Annotated in this window: 14 protein-coding genes and 1 tRNA gene; 4 read left to right on the top strand and 11 right to left on the bottom strand. The window is 36.4% G+C overall.

Features of this window, described 5'->3' with window-relative positions; translation table 11 throughout:
• Positions 1–124 precede the first annotated feature (124 nt).
• The 9 genes from INR75_RS02220 to INR75_RS02180 all read right to left on the bottom strand — a co-directional run bounded on the left by INR75_RS02220 (position 125) and on the right by INR75_RS02180 (position 10,760).
• Positions 125–1,300 (bottom strand): acyl-CoA dehydrogenase family protein, encoded by a 1,176-nt coding sequence (locus tag INR75_RS02220; RefSeq protein WP_223090578.1) that lies wholly within the window; start codon positions 1,298–1,300, stop codon positions 125–127.
• Between the two features lie 153 nt (positions 1,301–1,453).
• The gene (locus INR75_RS02215) at positions 1,454–2,176 is read right to left on the bottom strand and encodes a tRNA1(Val) (adenine(37)-N6)-methyltransferase (protein WP_223090577.1); all 723 of its coding nucleotides are present in this window, start codon (positions 2,174–2,176) and stop codon (positions 1,454–1,456) included.
• Between the two features lie 64 nt (positions 2,177–2,240).
• Positions 2,241–3,068, bottom strand: coding sequence for a translation elongation factor Ts (gene tsf / locus INR75_RS02210; RefSeq protein ID WP_092539502.1), 828 nt, complete (start codon positions 3,066–3,068; stop codon positions 2,241–2,243).
• A 90-nt stretch (positions 3,069–3,158) separates the two neighbouring features.
• Entirely contained in the window at positions 3,159–4,046 is an 888-nt protein-coding gene (rpsB, locus tag INR75_RS02205) for a 30S ribosomal protein S2 (protein ID WP_223090576.1), read from the bottom strand.
• 165 nt (positions 4,047–4,211) lie between these two features.
• Positions 4,212–4,598, bottom strand: coding sequence for a 30S ribosomal protein S9 (gene rpsI, locus INR75_RS02200; RefSeq protein WP_092539500.1), 387 nt, complete (start codon positions 4,596–4,598; stop codon positions 4,212–4,214).
• Positions 4,598–5,053 (bottom strand): 50S ribosomal protein L13, encoded by a 456-nt coding sequence (gene rplM / locus INR75_RS02195; protein ID WP_092539499.1) that lies wholly within the window; start codon positions 5,051–5,053, stop codon positions 4,598–4,600. Before rplM ends, rpsI begins: the two co-directional genes overlap by 1 nt.
• A gap of 450 nt (positions 5,054–5,503) precedes the next feature.
• Positions 5,504–8,329 carry a DNA polymerase I gene (gene polA, locus INR75_RS02190; RefSeq protein WP_223090575.1) on the bottom strand — a complete coding sequence of 942 codons (2,826 nt, stop codon included), beginning with the start codon at positions 8,327–8,329 and terminating at the stop codon, positions 5,504–5,506.
• A 115-nt stretch (positions 8,330–8,444) separates the two neighbouring features.
• Positions 8,445–9,767, bottom strand: a complete 1,323-nt coding sequence (locus tag INR75_RS02185; RefSeq protein ID WP_223090574.1) for a sugar MFS transporter — start codon at positions 9,765–9,767, stop codon at positions 8,445–8,447.
• Between the two features lie 18 nt (positions 9,768–9,785).
• Positions 9,786–10,760 carry an isoaspartyl peptidase/L-asparaginase family protein gene (locus INR75_RS02180; protein ID WP_223090573.1) on the bottom strand — a complete coding sequence of 325 codons (975 nt, stop codon included), beginning with the start codon at positions 10,758–10,760 and terminating at the stop codon, positions 9,786–9,788.
• Between the two features lie 202 nt (positions 10,761–10,962).
• Between INR75_RS02180 and INR75_RS02175 the strand changes: the two genes are divergently transcribed.
• Positions 10,963–12,177: a metallophosphoesterase gene (locus INR75_RS02175; protein ID WP_223090572.1), complete on the top strand. Its 1,215-nt coding sequence runs from the start codon at positions 10,963–10,965 to the stop codon at positions 12,175–12,177.
• Positions 12,178–12,321: 144 nt separating this feature from the next.
• Positions 12,322–12,618 (top strand): co-chaperone YbbN, encoded by a 297-nt coding sequence (locus INR75_RS02170; RefSeq protein WP_223090571.1) that lies wholly within the window; start codon positions 12,322–12,324, stop codon positions 12,616–12,618.
• Here the strand turns inward: INR75_RS02170 and INR75_RS02165 are convergent.
• Both INR75_RS02165 and INR75_RS02160 read right to left on the bottom strand, forming a co-directional pair.
• Entirely contained in the window at positions 12,615–13,262 is a 648-nt protein-coding gene (locus INR75_RS02165) for a polysaccharide deacetylase family protein (RefSeq protein WP_223090570.1), read from the bottom strand. The genes INR75_RS02170 and INR75_RS02165 overlap by 4 nt on opposite strands.
• A gap of 50 nt (positions 13,263–13,312) precedes the next feature.
• Complete coding sequence (locus tag INR75_RS02160; protein ID WP_223090569.1) at positions 13,313–16,618, bottom strand: DUF2723 domain-containing protein; 3,306 nt, start codon at positions 16,616–16,618, stop codon at positions 13,313–13,315.
• A gap of 304 nt (positions 16,619–16,922) precedes the next feature.
• On the opposite strand from INR75_RS02160, the gene INR75_RS02155 reads away from it, so the two are divergent.
• Together INR75_RS02155 and INR75_RS02150 are read left to right on the top strand one after the other, a co-directional pair.
• Positions 16,923–16,995: transfer RNA gene (locus INR75_RS02155), tRNA-Gln, on the top strand.
• 100 nt (positions 16,996–17,095) lie between these two features.
• Complete coding sequence (locus INR75_RS02150) at positions 17,096–18,889, top strand: SLC13 family permease (RefSeq protein ID WP_223090568.1); 1,794 nt, start codon at positions 17,096–17,098, stop codon at positions 18,887–18,889.
• The last annotated feature ends 91 nt before the right edge of the window (positions 18,890–18,980 follow it).

The raw sequence follows: 18,980 nt of genomic DNA, 5'->3' as shown, positions 1-18,980 counted from the left end.
AAAGAAATGCTGCGAAAAATATAAAAAAGGCAAACGTTGTAAACGCTGCCCTTGTTTCGATCTACTATGACGATTTAATATCTTAAAAATACATGCCGATTTTATACAATTTCGACATTAATTTTTAGAATGCCGAATGTCCTGTAATATCTAATCCGGTAATAAGAAGATGAATGTCATGCGTGCCTTCGTAGGTAATAACACTTTCCAAATTCATCATATGGCGCATAATACTATATTCTCCTGTAATTCCCATAGCACCTAATATTTGGCGAGCCTCACGCGCTATTTTTAAGGCCATATCAACATTATTTCTTTTCGCCATGGATATTTGTGCTGAAGTTGCTTTTCCTTCGTTTTTGAGTGTTCCTAGGCGCCAGGCTAATAATTGTGCTTTTGTGATCTCGGTAATCATTTCAGCTAATTTTTTCTGTTGAAGTTGTTTTACGGCAATTGGTTTACCAAACTGTATTCTTTCTTTAGCGTACCTTAATGCAGTGTCATAACAATCCATTGCCGCGCCAATAGCTCCCCATGCAATCCCATATCGAGCTGAATCAAGACAGCCTAACGGAGCACCTAATCCGTTTTTATTTGGTAAAAGATTTTCCTTCGGAATCTTTACATCGTTAAAGATCAATTCACCGGTCGCGCTAGCTCTAAGAGACCATTTATTATGAGTTTCTGGCGTAGAGAAACCTTCCATCCCGCGTTCGACTATTAGTCCGTGAATACGGCCCTCTTCATTTTTGGCCCATACTACGGCAATATCTGCAAAAGGAGCATTAGATATCCATAGTTTAGCGCCGTTGAGTAAATAATGATCTCCTTTATCTTTGAAATTGGTAAGCATTCCGCTGGGATTCGAACCAAAATCAGGTTCGGTTAATCCAAAGCATCCAATCATTTCTCCGTAAGCTAATTTTGGGAGGAATTTTTTCTTCTGCTCTTCAGATCCATAGGCGAAAATTGGATACATTACCAACGAAGACTGAACAGACGCGGTAGATCGTATACCACTATCGCCTCTTTCTATTTCCTGCATCATTATTCCGTAAGAAATCTGGTCGAGACCCGCGCCACCATACTCTGCAGAAATATAAGGACCAAAAGCACCAATTTCAGCTAAACCATTTAGAAGAGTTTTTGGAAATTCTGCTTTTTGTGCAGCATTTTCGATAATTGGACTTAATTCCTTTTTTACCCAGGATCTCGTGGCTTCACGAACCATTTTATGCTCCTCGTTTAATAAGTCGTCAATATTGTAATAATCTGGTGCGGTAAAAAGATCAGGTTTCATTTGTAACGTTTAGTTTTATTGATACCGCCAAAGGGTATAATATCCTGAGGCTTGCCTCCAAACTAAAAATTTGTTTCCAGCGAATGCCTCTTGGGTTTGCCCTTTTGGTAGTTTACTAAATGTAACCAAGTTTTTACTAGGAATCAATAGAAATTACATTTTCAGGTAAAAAGGTGATACCAATTTCATGTATGCTTCAGTGTATTGATGTCGTTTATGTTCGATCACTAATTCATCCGTAACAGTTTCAATTGGTGTTGAAATTAGGGAAATAAGACATCTTTTTATTTCTGAATCTGGAGTGCCTTTTACGTAAGTGATCTTTTCAGGGAAAAGGCTAAAATTTTTAGCGATGTGAAGAAATCTTTCTTCCTGGTTCTTCGGAATAATCACGGCTAACTTTCCTTTTTCAGCAAGAAGGTAAGTAGAACCTTCCAGTAAAAGCTCGAAAGGTAAGGCATCCTGAAATCTTGCGATATCTCGTTCCTCTGAAGTAGTTTTATAATCTGAATTATAGAATGGAGGATTTGATATAATTAGATCATACTTTTCTTCATCCTGCATTTCTTCTACAAACTCTCCAAATTCAGCATGATAGCAAAATAGACGATCGCCCCAGTCGCTGCGTTCAAAATTTTCAACAGCCTGTTCGTAAGCATTTTCATCAATTTCAAGAGCATCGATCAATTCTGCCGAATATCGTTGCGCCATCATTAAAGCGATTACACCAGTGCCGGTTCCTACATCCAAAATACTTTGGGCTTGGTTAGGAGCGGTCGCCCAGGCGCCAAGTAGTACGCCATCGGTGCCTATTTTCATAGCGCATCGATCCTGATGAACTTCAAATTGTTTAAATTTAAATGGTTTTGTAGACATAATTTGAAAATAAAAAAACCGCTTCGATTGAAGCGGTTTTTATCAATATATTTTTCCGAAGAAATTATTCTCCTAAAGCAACTCTTTCAAAAGCAACTACAGTAAGATCTGAATCTACAGATTTTACGTATTGTGCAACAGATTGCTTGCTATCTTTAATAAAAGCCTGGTTTACTAAAGTGTTATCTTTAAAGTAACGCTTAATTTTACCTTTAGCGATGTTGTCTAACATTTCTTCTGGCTTACCTTCAGCTCTTAATTGATCTTTAGCGATCTCGATCTCTTTTTCTATAGTTGATTGATCGATACCTTCTTCGTTTAGTGCAACTGGATTCATTGCAGCAGCTTGCATAGAAACATCTTTAGCAGCTTCTTCAGCTCCTTCTACATTTTTAGAAAGACCAGTTAAAACAGCGATTTTGTTACCAGCGTGAATGTAAGATCCTACGAAAGGAGCTTCTAAAGTTTTGAAAGATCCAATCTCGATCTTTTCTCCAATAACTCCAGTTTGCTCAGTTAATTTATCCTGTACAGAGATACCATTGTAATCTGCAGCTAAAAGTTCTTCTTTTGAAGAAGAGTTAAGAGCTAGTTCTGCAAAATCGTTCGCTAATTTTACGAAATCATCGTTCTTAGCTACGAAATCTGTTTCACAGTTTAATGAAATAACAGCACCTTTAGTATTATCTGCATTTACTTTAGCGATAGCAGCACCTTCAGAAGATTCTCTATCAGCTCTTTTAGCAGCTACTTTTTGTCCTTTTTTACGAAGAACTTCGATTGCTTTGTCAAAATCACCATCAACTTCAACAAGAGCTTTCTTACAGTCCATCATTCCTGCTCCTGTCGCTTTTCTCAATTTATTTACTTCAGCGGCGGTTATCTTTGCCATAGTTGTTTTAGTTTTTAATGAATAAGTCGCTTAGTTAATTTGTAAAGAAAAAAACTAAACGACTCATGTAATTTACCAAAATGTTATTTTTTATTCTTCTTCGTTAGAAGAGGTAGCTTTCTTTAAAGTTTCCTGCTTAGATTCTAACTTAACATCTTTTTTAGCCTCTTTCATGGCTTTTTGATCTGATGGATCTTGAGATGGAACTTCTCCTTCAGCTTTGGGCATTTTTGGAGCTGGTTTTTCACCTTTAGATTCTTTCTCAGCTTTTTTGGAATCTTTGTTAGATTTTCTGTCAGATAAACCATCTACGATAGCATCTGAAACATAAGATACTACTTTATCAATAGATTTAGAAGCATCATCATTAGCAGGAATTACATAATCCACTTCACGAGGATCTGAATTCGTATCTACCATAGCAAAAATTGGAATGTTTAATTTTTGAGCTTCTTTAATTGCGATGTGTTCACGAGTGATATCTACAACAAATAATGCAGCTGGAAGTCTGGTCATATCTGCAATAGAACCTAAGTTTTTGTCTAACTTAGCTCTTAAACGATCTACTTGAAGACGTTCTTTTTTAGAAAGCGTGTTAAAAGTACCGTCTTTTTTCATTCTATCGATAGAAGCCATTTTCTTAATAGCTTTACGAATAGTAACGAAGTTTGTAAGCATACCACCTGGCCATCTTTCAGTGATGTAAGGCATATTCGCTTTTTCAGCTTGCTCAGCTACGATTTCTTTTGCTTGTTTTTTGGTAGCAACGAAAAGTATTTTTCTGCCGCTAGCTGCTATTTTCTTAAGGGCTTCACCAGCCTCTTCCATTTTAGCAGCACTTTTATATAGATTGATGATGTGAATACCATTACGCTCCATATAAATGTAAGGAGCCATGTTTGGATTCCATCTTCTTGTAAGGTGTCCAAAGTGTACACCTGCATCAAGTAATTCTTTAACTTCTACATTGTTTGCCATTTTTGTAATAGTTTACTTTCTGTTGAGATAGCAACAACCAGGTGGCTACTTATTAAGTATGGCCCTAATCGTTTAGATGCTAAACTAACTCTCGATATTTGTGATCGAGATAACAACAAAATTTTTAATTTAAATGAACTTAATTGGGAAAATGCCCAATACATATTAACGTTTAGAGAACTGGAATTTCTTACGAGCTTTCTTCTGACCGAATTTCTTACGCTCAACCATTCTTGGATCTCTTGTAAGTAATCCTTCTGGCTTAAGCGTAGATTTGTTCTCTTCGTTAAGCTCTACCATTGCTCTAGATAAAGCAAGACGGATAGCTTCTGCCTGTCCTGTGATTCCTCCACCGTATACGTTGATTTTTACATCAAAAGTTCCAGCGTTTTCAGTAAGATTGAATGGCTGGTTTACTTTGTACTGTAAAGTACTTGTGGTAAAGTAATCTTTAAGATCTTTTTTGTTTACAGTGATGTTTCCTTTTCCTTCTGAAACATAAACACGTGCAACAGCCGTTTTTCTACGACCAATTTTGTGAATAACTTCCATTACTTAAGATCGTTTAAGTTAATAGTTTTAGGTTTTTGAGCTTCCTGATCATGTTCTGATCCTGCATAAACCTTTAAATTGCGGAAAAGTGCTGATCCTAGTTTGTTTTTAGGAAGCATTCCTTTTACTGCTTTTTCAACAAGACGCTCTGGCGCTTTTGTAAATAATTCTGAAGCAGTTAGACTTCTTTGTCCACCTGGATAGCCTGTATGACGAATGTATTCTTTCGCATCCCATTTCTTTCCAGTTAAGTTGATCTTCTCTGCGTTGATAACAATTACGTTGTCTCCACAATCAACGTGTGGGGTGAAATCTGGCTTGTACTTACCTCTAAGAATTTTTGCAACCTTAGAAGATAGGCGGCCTAAAGTCTGTCCTTCAGCATCTACAAGTACCCATTCTTTGGTTACTGTCGCCTTGTTGGCTGATACTGTTTTGTAGCTTAATGTGTCCACACTAAATAAATTTACTTAATAATTAAACATTCCATTCCTGATCCCAAAGTCGTAGCAAGGGGAAATTCAGGGGTGCAAATGTACAATTATAAATTTATATAGCAAATAGCATTTTCATTTAAAATTATAGGGAAATATTTTGATTCTCAAAGATATAAGAGTTCGTTGAAAATCTTTAACCTTAAAAATTGAATGAAATTATCAATTTTCAGCGATTCATGGTAAAGCAAAATAGTATTGATAGGATTTAATCCGACGAAAGGCTTAATTTCTAAGGTTAAGAGTGTTAAAAAAGTTAAAAAAACCTTAATTTTAATTTGAGTGCTTAAATTTGCACGAGAAAAATAAATTTGATTAGCTAATCAAATAATATAATTTTTAGTGTTAGTCTGGAAACCTCGTTTGCAATGTAGGGTAAAGCAAACGGGGTTTTCTTTTTTTTAAATTATCTTAATGAGCCTCTAACCAATCCTGGCCAACTCCTAAGTCAACATCTAGTGGAACTTCAAGTTGGTATGCATTTTCCATTTCAGATTTGATAAGTTCTTTTACCTTATCCAGTTCAGGTTTGTATACATCAAATACCAATTCATCGTGAACCTGCAGAAGCATTTTGGTTTGTAGTTTTTCTTCTTCCAGTTTTTTGTGAATATTAATCATCGCAATTTTTATGATGTCTGCGGCACTTCCCTGTATCGGTGCGTTTACGGCATTACGTTCAGCAGCACCTCTAACTACGGTATTCTGAGAGTTGATGTCTTTTAAATATCTTCTTCTGCCTAAAATAGTTGATACGTAGCCGTTTTCTCTGGCATAAGCCACCTGATCTGCAATATAATTACTAAGTTTTGGGTAGGTTTTATAATAGGTGTCAATTAGTTCTTTAGATTCAGCTCTACTTAAACTGGTTTGGTTACTAAGTCCAAAAGCCGAAACCCCATAAATGATCCCGAAATTTACTGTTTTCGCATTACTACGTTGTTCTCTTGTTACTTCTTCAATAGGAACATTAAAAACCTGAGATGCTGTTGAAGCGTGAATATCTTCACCATCCTTAAAGGCTTTTATCATCGTTTCTTCCTCACTAAGAGCAGCGATAATTCGTAATTCTATCTGAGAATAATCGGCAGCTAACAAGACATAATCTTCGTTTCTTGGTACAAAAGCCTTTCGTACCTGTCTTCCGCGTTCTGTTCTTATCGGTATATTTTGCAGGTTAGGATTGTTGGAACTCAATCGCCCTGTAGCAGCAATGGTTTGCACATAATCTGTATGTACTCTCCCGGTTTTTTCAACTTGTCCCGGTAAAGCATCAACGTAAGTATTCTGTAATTTTACTAGTCCGCGATAATCTAAAACATGCTGAACGATATCGTGTTCTGGCGCTAAATAGGAGAGAACATCCTCACTTGTAGAATACTGTCCGGTTTTGGTCTTTTTTGGTTTCTTTACTAAAGCTAATTTTTCAAAAAGAATAATTCCCAGTTGTTTTGGGGAGCTAATTTTAAATTCTTCGCCGGCAGCTTCATAAATCTTAGCTTCTAATTCTTTAATATCGCGATCTAAAGCTTCAGAAAGTGATTTAAGGAAATCCAGATCAAGGTTAATCCCTTCAATTTCCATATCGGCTAAGACTTCAACCAGCGGCATTTCAATGTCGTTAAAAAGCTTATTTGTTTTGGCTTCATCCAACTCTTTTTCAAAGAACTCTTTAAGTTGAAAAGTGATATCGGCATCTTCCGCAGCATATTCGGTTTGTTCAGCTAAAGGAACATCACGCATGCTTTTCTGATTTTTGCCTTTTTTACCTATTAATTCTGAAATAGGTTGCGGAGTATAATTAAGGTAAGTCTCGGCTAAAACATCCATATTATGGCGCATATCCGGATTGATCAAATAATGTGCGATCATAGTATCGAAAGTTGGTCCTTCGATCTGAATACCATATTTATCTAAAACCTTAATATCATATTTTAGGTTTTGACCAATTTTTTCAATTTCTGGAGATTCAAAAAATGGTCTTAGTAATTCGATAAGTTGCTGTGCTTTTTCTTTATCCTCTTCAAACGGAAGATAATATCCTTTGCCGGCTTCCCACGAAAATGCAATACCCACAAGTTCTGCTTCAAGCGGGTTCAAACTTGTTGTTTCAGTATCAAAACAAACCGACTTTTGTTTCATTAATTTCTGAATGAACAAACGTGTGCTTAAGCCGGTATTAACTTTTTGATAGACATGCGGTGTATCTTTTAAAGTTTTTCGGCTATTAGTGCTTTCAATTTTTTCTGAAGTGTCGCCCCCAAATAATGAAAATTGACCTGCTCCTGCAGTTTGCGCATTTTTCTTAGCCGAAGGTGAATTGGTCACCTGTGTTTGATTAGTTTCTTCTTCGCCGCTAAATAATTTTATAAATTGATCATTTAAACGTCTAAATTCGAGTTCGTCGAAAAGTTCCTGAACTTTTTCTGAATCGGGCATCGAAAGTTCGTAATCTTCAGCATGAAATTTTACATCACAATCGATGATAATTCGGGCCAATTTTTTTGAAAGAATTCCCTGTTCGGCATTCGCTTCTACCTTTTCTTTCATTTTTCCTTTTAGCTGATCTGTGTTTGCTAAAAGTTCTTCCATAGAGCCAAATTGTTTAAGGAATTTTTTGGCTGTTTTTTCTCCAACTCCGGGTAAGCCAGGAATATTATCTACAGCATCGCCCATCATTCCTAAAAAATCGATTACCTGTTCTGGTCGCTCTACTTCAAATTTTTTCTGAACTTCAGGAATACCCCAAATTTCAATTCCGTTTCCCATTCTCGCCGGGCGATACATAAAAATATTTTCAGAAACCAGTTGCGCAAAATCCTTATCTGGCGTAACCATATATACCTGATAATTTTCTTTTTCAGCCTGTTTTGCGAGAGTTCCAATAATATCATCGGCTTCACAACCCGGCAATTCCACAACCGGAATATGCATAGCTTTTAGAATGTTTTGAATATATGGAATTCCTTGCATTATCGGCTCTGGTGTAGCATCTCTGTTCGCTTTGTAATCTGAAAACATTTCAGTTCTTACCTGGCTGCCTTCCTTATCAAAACAAACCGCTAAATGATCTGGTTTTTCTCTACGGATAACATCAAATAGGGAATTCATAAAACCCATAATCGCTGAAGTATCAAAACCTTTAGAATTAATTCTTGGGTTTTTTATAAAAGCGTAATATCCACGGAAGATCAATGCATAAGCATCTACTAAAAACAGTCTTTTTTGAGCGGCCATATTTATTGGATGATTTATCTGTATCTTCCCAAAACTACGAAGATAATGTTATACAAAAAGAAAAACCGCCCATAAAAATGAACGGTTTTTATATAGAATATTGATCTTAATTGATTTAAATTTCTACCTGTCTTTTTCGGTTTATAAAGCCATAAAAGAAAATGTAAGCGTAAGCAAGCATTACTAAAACAAAGGCCACGCTAAACCCAAATCTATCGGTTAAAAATCCAAAAGATGGAGGTAAAACAGCTCCACCAACGATCATTGTACATAAAATACCAGATCCTTGTGGTTTATCGTCTCCCAGGCCATCTAATGCTAAACTGAAGATTGTTGGGAACATGATTGAGTTAAATAATCCAACTGCAATGATCGTCCACATTGCGATCACACCAACAGAAAGATTAGAAATATTAACCATAATAATGGCAAATGCAGCAAAAGCACATAAAACAACTGCCGGGTTGAAGATTTTGGTTAAATAAGAACCTATAAATCTACCAATCATAGCGCCTGTCCAATAAAAGGTTACAAATACACCAACTACGGCCATGCTACTTGCATTCTCTAAGCCAGTATCTAAGATCCATTGGGCGATATTGCGTAAATATGGTGTTGTTTTTATTATTTCTGAAAGTTCTAAAGTAAGGAAGTAGTTTACCATGTAACTTCCTAAGGCAACTTCAGCACCAACGTAAAAGAACAATCCAATCGCTCCTAACATCAGGTTCTTGTTTTTAAGAACTCTTCCGTAGTCGTTCGAAGCTGCTGTGTCGCCAACCTTTGGAAGATTTACAAATGCGAAAACTAAAGCTATTACTGCGATAAAAATTGCAATACCTACAAATGGTTTTTGTACCGCACCGGCTTCAGCAATATAATAAGCTCTTTGTTGCGCTTCGCTTAATGCATCGATTTCAGCAGTGGTCATTACCTTGTCTTTCAGAATAAATAAAGCGCCAATTGCAGGAGCGATAGCAGTTCCTAACGAATTAAATGCTTGTGAAAGATTAAGTCTACTCGAAGCAGATCGTTCTGGTCCTAATATAGTAACATAAGGATTTGCTGCCACCTGGAGAATAGTGATACCGCCTGCTAATACAAAATAACCAAGCATAAAGATCCAGAACACTCTATATGATGCAGCTGGCCAGAATAATAAACATCCGGCTGCCATGGTGCTAAGTCCTAAAATTATACCTTTTTTATATCCAATCTTGGATAGAATATATCCAGCCGGGATCGATAGTAAAAAGAATGCCCCAAAAAAGGCAAACTGAACCATTCCCGCCTGAAAATAACTAAGCGTAAATACTTCCTTTAATCGTGGAATAAGTGAATCTACAAGTACCGTAATAAATCCCCATAAAAAAAACAAAATTGTTAAAAATAGAAATGCGGTGCGGTAAGATTTATTCGTATTGTTTTCTGTGCTCATAAATAATTGACCTGTAATTTACAGGTAGCTTTTACATTTTACATTTTCGTTTTCGCTGTCCTGATACTTCGCATAAGAGAATCCGTCGTGAATACTGTATCCGCCAACTTCTCCATCTTTATTGATGGCGATAAAACAAGCCTGAAAGTCATTGTGATTATCGTTTTTATTTACGATCCTTTCGATAGCTTCTTTACAGGCTTCCTGCGGAGATCTGCCATTTCGCATAAGTTCTACCACTAAAAAGCTACCCACACTTTTCATGATAGCTTCTCCCATTCCGGTTGCTGCTGCACCTCCAACTTCATTATCTACATATAAACCAGACCCTATAATTGGCGAATCACCAACACGGCCATTCATTTTATAGGCAAGGCCAGATGTAGTACAGGCTCCTGCGATATCTCCATCCTTGTCGATACAAAGCATACCAATTGTATCGTGATTTTCGATATTAATAATTGGTTTGTATTCTTTTTCTTTAAGCCATTCTTTCCAGGCTTTTTCAGAATCTTCGGTTAGTAGATTTTGTTTTTTAAATCCGTTTTGAATGGCAAACTGTAAAGCACCTTCACCGGCAAGCATTACATGTGGCGTGTCTTCCATTACTTTACGAGCAACAGAAACCGGGTGCTCGATGTTTTTAAGGTAAACTACAGAACCTGCATTCCCGTTAGGAGACATAATACAGGCGTCTAAAGTTACATTTCCATCACGATCTGGTGCGCCACCATTTCCAACAGTGGTATTTTTTAAGTTTGCTTCTTCGACCATTACCCCTTGTTCAACCGCATCTAGGGCAGAAGTTCCTTTGTCTAAAAGACTTCCTGCTTTTTTTGTGGCTTCGTGAAAATTCCAGGTAGCAATGGCTATGGGAAGAGTAGATTTTTTAGTGTTTGAATTTGCTGGAAAATCCTGAGCAAAAATAGAAGGTGTGGTTCCTAGCACAGCCCCCGTTATTCCTGCTTTCTTTATAAAGTTTCTACGTTTCATACTGCGTAGCTATAAGGTTTTAGCTGAGAAATTTGTCGGAAAGGTAGACTTTACAGCGTAAACTCGCAATTTTATACCTGTTAATTTTATGATCTTCTAATGGCGAAGCTATTGTTTATGGGCATTATTACGTTAAATTACTTTTAAAAATATCGATTAAAGATTTGATTAAAAGTACCTTCGCTAAATAAAATACTTTTCTATGCGTTGGCTGCTGTTTATCGCCTTCTATTTACTTATCGATATTTACGCTTATCAAGCCCTAAGAAGTCTTAATAAATCTTTGTGGGTTGGTGTATTGTATTTCCTAGTGACGCTATTGGTGATTGGGAATTTTATATACCAGTGGCAAAGCGCTGGTGGTGGTTTTTTTAGCGCTATTGGTTTTGCTTTTGGGATCGTTCTGGCTTTTTTATTTGCAAAGTTAGTGCTGGTAATATTTATGTTTGGGGAAGATATTACGCGTTTTTTCATAGGAATTTCTAAAGCAATTGGAGGTGCAGGATATAAAGCACCGGGAAGGCGAAAGTTTGTTAGTCAGATTGCGCTTGGTTTAGCGGCAATTCCTTTTGTTTCGGTTTTATACGGAATGTTTAAAGGGAAATACGATTTTAGGGTTTTAAACTACACGCTGTATTTTGATGATTTGCCTGATGCATTTGATGGCTACCGAATCGCGCAAATTAGCGATGTGCATAGCGGAAGCTTCGATAACCACGAAAAGGTAGCTTATGGAGTAGATCTTTTGAAAGCCCAAGAGACCGATGTGATATTTTTTACCGGAGATCTTGTAAATAATAAAGCTACTGAAATGCAAGATTGGAAATCTCTTTTTAGTACTATTAAGGCTAAAGATGGTGTCTTTTCTATATTAGGAAATCACGATTATGGCGATTATGTAAACTGGGAAAGCGCTGAAGCGAAAAGGCAAAATCTCCAAGATCTAAAAGCTACGCATGCTGAAATGGGTTGGGATCTTTTACTCAACGAACATCGCTACCTTGAAAAAAATGGTGAAAAAATCGCCATTGTTGGTGTTGAAAACTGGGGAGGTGGCCACTTTAAAAAAGCAGGTGACCTTGATCTTGCCGGTAAAGATGTGGATGATAAAGACTTTAAAATCCTTCTTAGTCATGATCCTTCACATTGGCAGGAAAAAGTAAAGCAAAACAATAAATTTTATCATTTAACGCTTAGTGGACATACGCACGGTATGCAATTTGGAATAGAAATTCCAGGTTTCCTAAAATGGAGTCCGGCGAAATATCGTTATAAAAACTGGGCAGGGATTTATAAAGAAAATAATAGATATATAAACGTAAACAGAGGTTTTGGGTATTTGGCTTTTCCCGGTAGAGTAGGGATTTGGCCAGAAATTAGTGTGATTGAATTGCGAAAAGGTACTGCACCTGCTTAGTGGCAATTTATTGTTATATTTGATTGTGAGCGTTTTAGTTTGCAATAATGTGCGTTTTTAATCACGAATTTTAAAAGATCTGATTTCGATTTAAGAAGATCAATTGAAATCAAAAACCTCAAATATCGAGTAAAGCTCAATTTTATGTCAAAATTTGGAGAATTAGTAGGTTTAAATGTACCAGTACTTATCGATTTTTATACCGAATGGAATGAAGCTTCAGTAAAAATGCATCCGGTGTTAAGGGATGTAGCTTCGGCTATTGGAGATAAAGCAAAAGTGATTAAGATCGATGTCGATAAGAACACGCAATTAGCGGAAGCCTTGCGTGTAAAAGGTTTGCCAACACTTATGATCTATAAAAAGGGAGAGATGTTGTGGCGTAAAAGTGGAGAGCAAAATGCCGAATCTATCATTGCTCTTTTAGAACAATATTCTTAGAATAACGACTCGAATTTCCATCTTTTCTCGGTGTATTCTTCTAATATTTTTGGTAGAACGTACTTTAAGTTTTTTTCAGCTTTGAGGCTATCGTGAAAAACAATAATGCTGCCCGGTTTTATTAATTTTTGGGTGTTTTTTAAGCATTCTTCTGCATCATAATTTTTATCGTAATCTCCGGTAATTATATCCCACATTACAATTTTATACCCAAGATTAGCGATTTTAGCCGCTTGTTTATTTTTGATTTTTCCGTAGGGCGGTCTAAATAATTTTTCTTCGGAAGTTAATTTATGCTGAAGTTCAGATTCGATGATTTCTTCTGCTTTTTTGAAATTTTCAATATAATCTGAAGTTTTGGTTTTCCAACCATCTAAATGATTGAAGGTATGGTTTCCAAAAGCATGATTTTTAGCTTTTATTTGCTCAAAAACTTCAGGATGTTTCCTAACATTGTCGCCAATACAAAAGAATGTAGCTTTGGCCGAGTATTTTTCAAGTAGATCTAAAACCCAGGGTGTTATATCAGGGATTGGCCCATCGTCAAAAGTTAAAAAAAGGGTTTTTTCCGCAGTAATTCTTGAAAGTCTTTTTGGATAAAGCTTTTTTAGAATCCACGGATATTTAAGGATAAGTCGATTCATAAAAATAAGGTCTTAAAATATCGAATTTCGATATTTTAAGACCAGATTATTTATTGTGCAGCATCGAGTGTAAGGGAATCCTGTGCAGCTTGTCCCTGGTTAAGTTCCTGCTCTAATTGCTGTTGTCGTAATTGCTCTTCAGGAGAAACTTCAGGTTCAATTCCTTCTTCTTCAGAATAGAAGTGCTGGAATTTTTTCAGGTAATCATTAAACTCGTCTGCTTTTTCTTTAACGATCTCTTCGTCTTGATTTCTAACAAGAATATCTACAAGACCGCGGTAACGTTCAACATCAGTAAAGATCTCTTCAGCATAACGACGTTGTCTCTGGAAATCCCAACCGCTATACCAGTCTAGGTTCTGCTGATATTTTTCGGCTACTTTACTCCAAAGTTCTCGTGCTTTTTCATCTTCGCCAACTTTATAATATCCATCAATAAATGGCTCTAAAAGTGTGTAATATCCATAATGGTCTGTTGGCATGTTTTCCATTCCAAGATCAAGGATCTCCTTGGCGCGTTCAGTATCATTTTCATTTAAAAGATTTTCTACCAGGCGGGCTAGATTACTTCTATAAGTGATTGAATTTTTACGAGTTTCAGGATCGTGATAGATCTCTGGGTCACCCATATTGCCCCAATCCCAATTGGTGACGATATTATACATTTTATCGGTGTTTACCCTTCCCATATCAAATGGGTTTCTTGGATTCACCGGTGTTTTTATAGGGACTAGTTTATAGGCGACACCTTCTAATTGCAGGTAATCTTTCATCCATAAATAGTCATCATCGCCGTAGCTACCGCCGGTAAAATAAATTGGGCGCTCCCAGTTATTGTTAGCGATAATATCCAGCATTAATAATCGGTTTTTATAGATAAGATTAGAACCAATTTCTATGTCGATATGATCTACGATTTGATCTGCTTCGCTAGGATCTACAATTCCGTTATCTAAAATGGTTTGTTTATCTACCGGAATTCTAACGTATTTAGAAGGATAGGTGTTGAAAGTTTCATCTTCAGAATATTCTAATTTTGTTCTTGGATCGTCACTTTCAATATAATTCATCCATTGTTTGATATTTAAGGTATCCTGTGTAATTGCTCGGCCTACGACAATATCATTTTTACCGGTGTAAAAATCATGATCTAGTTGCGAAGGTATAGGATCACTGTCAAATGCCTTCCGTTTCATCTGGTCGATATACCAATCTGTTGCAAATAAACTGGTGTTTACAATACGAACATCCATACGGTAGCGCTCGATTTGTTGCGCATACCATAACGCGAAGGTATCGTTATCACCAATGGTGAATATGATCCCGTTTTCGTCGACAGAGTCCAGATACATCTTCGCCATTGCTAAAGCTGAATATTTATCTGAACGGTCGTGATCATCCCAGTTTTCTGCAGCCATAATTCCTGGCAAAATTAGAGATGCTACAATGACGATTGGTGCTGCTAGTTTTGGAGAGATATAGCCTTTTAGTTTGTCATAAATGGCATATATCCCAAATCCTATCCACATTGCAAATACGTAAAAAGATCCTACTAGAGCGTAATCTCTTTCTCGTGGTTCAAAAGGTCTTTCGTTTAGGTAGATCTTTAGGGCAATTCCTGTAAAAAGAAAGAATACTAAAAGTACCCAAAAGTTCTTTTTGTCGCGGTTTAGATGAAAAAAGAAGCCAATAAATCCTAAGATGAAGGGTAAGAAATAATAGGTATTTCTTGCTGGGTTGTTCTTTACATCGTCTGGTAAATTATCTTGTGGGCCAAGATGCCATTCATCTATTGGTTTGATGCCGCTTAACCAGTTACCATGAAGATCTGTATATTTTCCCTGAATATCATCCTGGCGACCGACAAAATTCCACATAAAATAACGCCAGTACATATAACCGATCTGATATTCTAATAAATAGGAGAAATTGGCTGAAGCAGATGGTTTTTCAACATCTATATATTCACTAAACTGCTGAAGGAATTTATGGTAATCTGCATTATCGAGCTCACCGGCAGAGTATCGTTGTTTAAATTGAGAGATGGCTTGCATCAGCCGTTCTTCGCCTTGATATTCCTGTTTAACGGTAAATTGAAGCGGACCCGTAAGATCCATATAATTAGAAGCATGCTCTGTGCTCCACATTCTTGGTAAGAAAGTTTTGTGAGCATCGTCTAAATTTTGTTTTGTGTTTTTCCAGTCGTTTACGATTACATATTTACCAAGTTCTTCGTCTTTCTCGTACTTTGGTTTTTTATCGCTATATGGATTTTCTTCATCTAGCCCGGCATACATTTCAGACCATTGTGGCCCGAAGAAAAGATGCGTTTCACCATATTGTTCCCGGTTATAGTACGCTAATAATTCTCTTGCGTTATCAGGACTATTCTCATTAATTACCGTAGGGGCATTAGATCGAATAGGGAGCATGATCCAACATGAGAAACCAATTAGTATAAAGAGTATACAATGTAATAAGGTGTTAACTTCAGTTTTCTTGTTTTTGATACTCCAATTAATTCCGAAGTAAAAAATAGCGATAACTGCCAAAAATGCTACGATGGTTCCCGTATTAAAAGGCATTCCTAACGAATTAGTAAAGAAAACCTCTGAAGCCGAGAAAAATGTAAGCGTATAAGGTAGTAATAGTTTAAAAATAAATAATAATACGGCTACCACTACAATATTGGCAACGATAAAATTTTTAATAGTAACTTTTGGGTAGTTTTTGAAGAAATAAAGGAAGCCAATTGCGGGGATGGTAAGTAATCCCATAAAGTGAATCCCGAAGGTAAGTCCTGTTACTAGTGAGATTAATATAAGCCATTTGTTTCCACGAGCTTCGAACATATCACGCTCCCAAAGCAATCCAAGATAGAACATAATAGACATAAGGCAGGCTGCTGCTGCGTAAACTTCGGCTTCTACGGCGCTAAACCAAAAACTATCTGTGAAGGTAAAGGCTAAAGAGCCAACAGCCGCGCTTCCTAAAACAGCAAGTTTGCCTGAAAAACTCAGACTTTCAGCCGGGCCAGAAACCTTTCTTATTAAAAGTGAGATCGACCAAAACATAAACAAAATGGCAAATGCACTGGCTAGACCAGACATAAAGTTTACCATTAAAGCGATGTTTGAATTATCAGGGGCAAAAGTTGAAAAGAATGCACCCAACATTTGATAAAGAGGAGCTCCCGGTGGATGTCCTACTTCTAAATTAGAGGATGTTGCAATATATTCTCCTGCATCCCAAAAACTAGCAGTAGGTTCTAAGGTCGAACTATAAGTAAAAAGCGCAATGGCAAAAATCACCCAACCGATGATAATGTTCCACTTTTTAAAGCTGAATTCTGTCATTTGTTATATTCTTGAATCTTGTGTGGCGAATTTAATAATAAAAATATTGAACGCCTTAATAACGCTAATGTAAACTATTTTATTTTTTAGGATTGAAGGTGTTGGTAGTTGAATTTTTCTTGTTTTATATAATTGGATTAGATTATATAAAATTTACTGGAGTTTTGTAAATTGTTGGTATATTGAAGTTTATTGAAAACCGATAATTATTTCCAGAAATTTATTTGATTCGGGATTAAATTTTTTCAAAAAAATATTTGCGGGAATGAAACTTTGTTTTAAATTTGCATCCGCATTACAGCAATGGCCTATGGTGTAACTGGCAACACGTCTGGTTTTGGTCCAGAAGAGTCTAGGTTCGAGCCCTAGTAGGCCAACAAAAAAAGCCCTCAAATTTTTTGAGGGCTTTTTTGTTTAATCAGGGATTGGTTTCTTTATCTTTGATTTTTTGAAATACTCACTGTAACCTGAAATTTCATGTCTTTAGAGGCAATTATCACATTATGCGTTATAGTTTGTGCAATTATACTTTTTGCAACAGAACTTTTATCTATTGACCTAGTAGCTTTATCGGTTATGTTGGTTTTAGTTTTAACTGGAGTCATAACACCTCAGGAGGGTGTTAGTGGTTTTAGTAACAAAGCAACAATGACCGTTGCATTTATGTTTGTATTAAGTGCGGCCTTATTAAAAACCGGCGCGTTACAGGTGGTAGCCCATCGCTTGTCTTCTATATTTAGGAATAGATTTAGTATGGGTATTGTCTTAATGATGATTCTTATTGCAGGTATTTCTGCTTTTGTAAACAATACACCAGTTGTTGCAGTTTTTATTCCGGTGGTTATCCAGATCGCTCATTCTTCGGGTCAAAGTCCGTCTAAAATGCTTATTCCTTTATCATTTGCTTCAATATTCGGAGGCACCTGTACATTAATAGGAACTTCAACAAATATTCTGGTAAGTAGTATTGCCGAAGATGAAGCTGGTTTCTCGATTTCAATGTTCGATATGACACCACTAGGTTTGATCTTTATGATTGTAGGGATTCTATACATGATCTTATTTGGTGTGAAGATTTTGCCAGATAGAAAAGGTAGTAAAGATTTAAAAGCTAAATTTCAGATGAGTGGGTACTTAACTGAAATTGAACTTTTAGAAGATTCAGGTTCTATAGGTAAAAAAATCATGGATTCTGGTTTGGTTAAGGAATTGGAGATGGACGTTATCGAAATAAGAAGAGCAGATCAAAAATTTACTTTACCTCCAGGTGATTTTATTCTGAAAAGATCTGATATTCTTAAGGTGAGATGTGATGTAGAAAAGATAAAGTCACTAAAAGATAGAGCGAAAATTGTTGTTGGAACTTCTATAAAGATAGGGGATGATGATCTTAAAGGAATAAATTCAACCATCGTCGAATTAGTGTTAACTGCAAATTCAGAAATTGAGGGGAAGACATTGAAATCAATGGATTTTCGAAGAAGATATAGAGCGGTACCTTTAGCGATTCGACATAGGGAGGAAGTAAGACACGATCATCTTTATGACGTGAAATTGAAGGCTGGAGATGTTGTTCTGGCTGAAGTAAAAAGTCATTACGTGAAAGAATTGAGGAAAAAAGGAAGCTCTCAAAATGCTCCTTTTATCGTATTATCTGAAGATGTAATCACAGATTTTGATAAGAAAAAATTCTACACTGTAATAAGTGTGATTTTAGGAGTTGTTTTATTAGCAACATTTAATATCCTTGATATTATGGTTGGAGCAATAACGGGTGTTACGCTATTGGTTTTGCTGAAAACAATATCTATGAAAGAAATGTATGAAGCTATTAACTGGAAAATCATTTTTCTGTTGGCAGGGGCATTGAGTATGGGAACAGCGATGAGTAATACTGGTTTAGATTTAACGATAGCCAATACACTTGTTGAAACTTTAGGCGATTGGGGACCAATAGCAATTATTTCTGGATTATACTTAGTAACCTCTATGTTAACGGAGATCATGTCGAATAATGCTGCAGCGGCATTACTTACACCAATTGCTATAGCAACTGCTGTTAATTTAGGGCTGAGCCCAATGCCATTTTTAATGGCGATTATGTTTGCTGCTTCAGCTAGTTTTATGACACCGGTAGGTTACCAGACTAATACTATGGTGTATAGTGCTGGCCAGTATAAATTCTTTGATTTTATAAAGGTTGGGACGCTCCTTAATATACTATTCTGGATTATTGCTACACTATTAATTCCGCTGCTTTATAAGTTTTAGAGGGAGATGTATTTTAAATAGGTTGGATTTTATGTGATTTTTTCAATTAAGCACACAATTGGATTTCGTAAGAGATTTATATCCGGAAATT

The sequence above is a fragment of the Zunongwangia sp. SCSIO 43204 genome (assembly GCF_019904275.1).
GTDB lineage: Bacteria > Bacteroidota > Bacteroidia > Flavobacteriales > Flavobacteriaceae > Zunongwangia > Zunongwangia mangrovi.
Note: the sequence above shows the minus strand (reverse complement) of the source record. Positions and strands in the feature narration are given on the sequence as shown.

Coding starts and splice junctions, on each gene's coding strand:
- INR75_RS02180 (WP_223090573.1), bottom strand. CDS start 10,760: ATGAAACGTAGAAACTTTATAAAGAAAGCAGGAATAACGGGGGCTGTG.
- INR75_RS02175 (WP_223090572.1), top strand. CDS start 10,963: ATGCGTTGGCTGCTGTTTATCGCCTTCTATTTACTTATCGATATTTAC.
- INR75_RS02165 (WP_223090570.1), bottom strand. CDS start 13,262: ATGAATCGACTTATCCTTAAATATCCGTGGATTCTAAAAAAGCTTTAT.
- polA (WP_223090575.1), bottom strand. CDS start 8,329: ATGGCCGCTCAAAAAAGACTGTTTTTAGTAGATGCTTATGCATTGATC.
- rpsI (WP_092539500.1), bottom strand. CDS start 4,598: ATGGAAGTTATTCACAAAATTGGTCGTAGAAAAACGGCTGTTGCACGT.
- rpsB (WP_223090576.1), bottom strand. CDS start 4,046: ATGGCAAACAATGTAGAAGTTAAAGAATTACTTGATGCAGGTGTACAC.
- tsf (WP_092539502.1), bottom strand. CDS start 3,068: ATGGCAAAGATAACCGCCGCTGAAGTAAATAAATTGAGAAAAGCGACA.
- INR75_RS02150 (WP_223090568.1), top strand. CDS start 17,096: ATGTCTTTAGAGGCAATTATCACATTATGCGTTATAGTTTGTGCAATT.
- INR75_RS02215 (WP_223090577.1), bottom strand. CDS start 2,176: ATGTCTACAAAACCATTTAAATTTAAACAATTTGAAGTTCATCAGGAT.
- INR75_RS02220 (WP_223090578.1), bottom strand. CDS start 1,300: ATGAAACCTGATCTTTTTACCGCACCAGATTATTACAATATTGACGAC.
- INR75_RS02170 (WP_223090571.1), top strand. CDS start 12,322: ATGTCAAAATTTGGAGAATTAGTAGGTTTAAATGTACCAGTACTTATC.
- INR75_RS02185 (WP_223090574.1), bottom strand. CDS start 9,767: ATGAGCACAGAAAACAATACGAATAAATCTTACCGCACCGCATTTCTA.
- INR75_RS02160 (WP_223090569.1), bottom strand. CDS start 16,618: ATGACAGAATTCAGCTTTAAAAAGTGGAACATTATCATCGGTTGGGTG.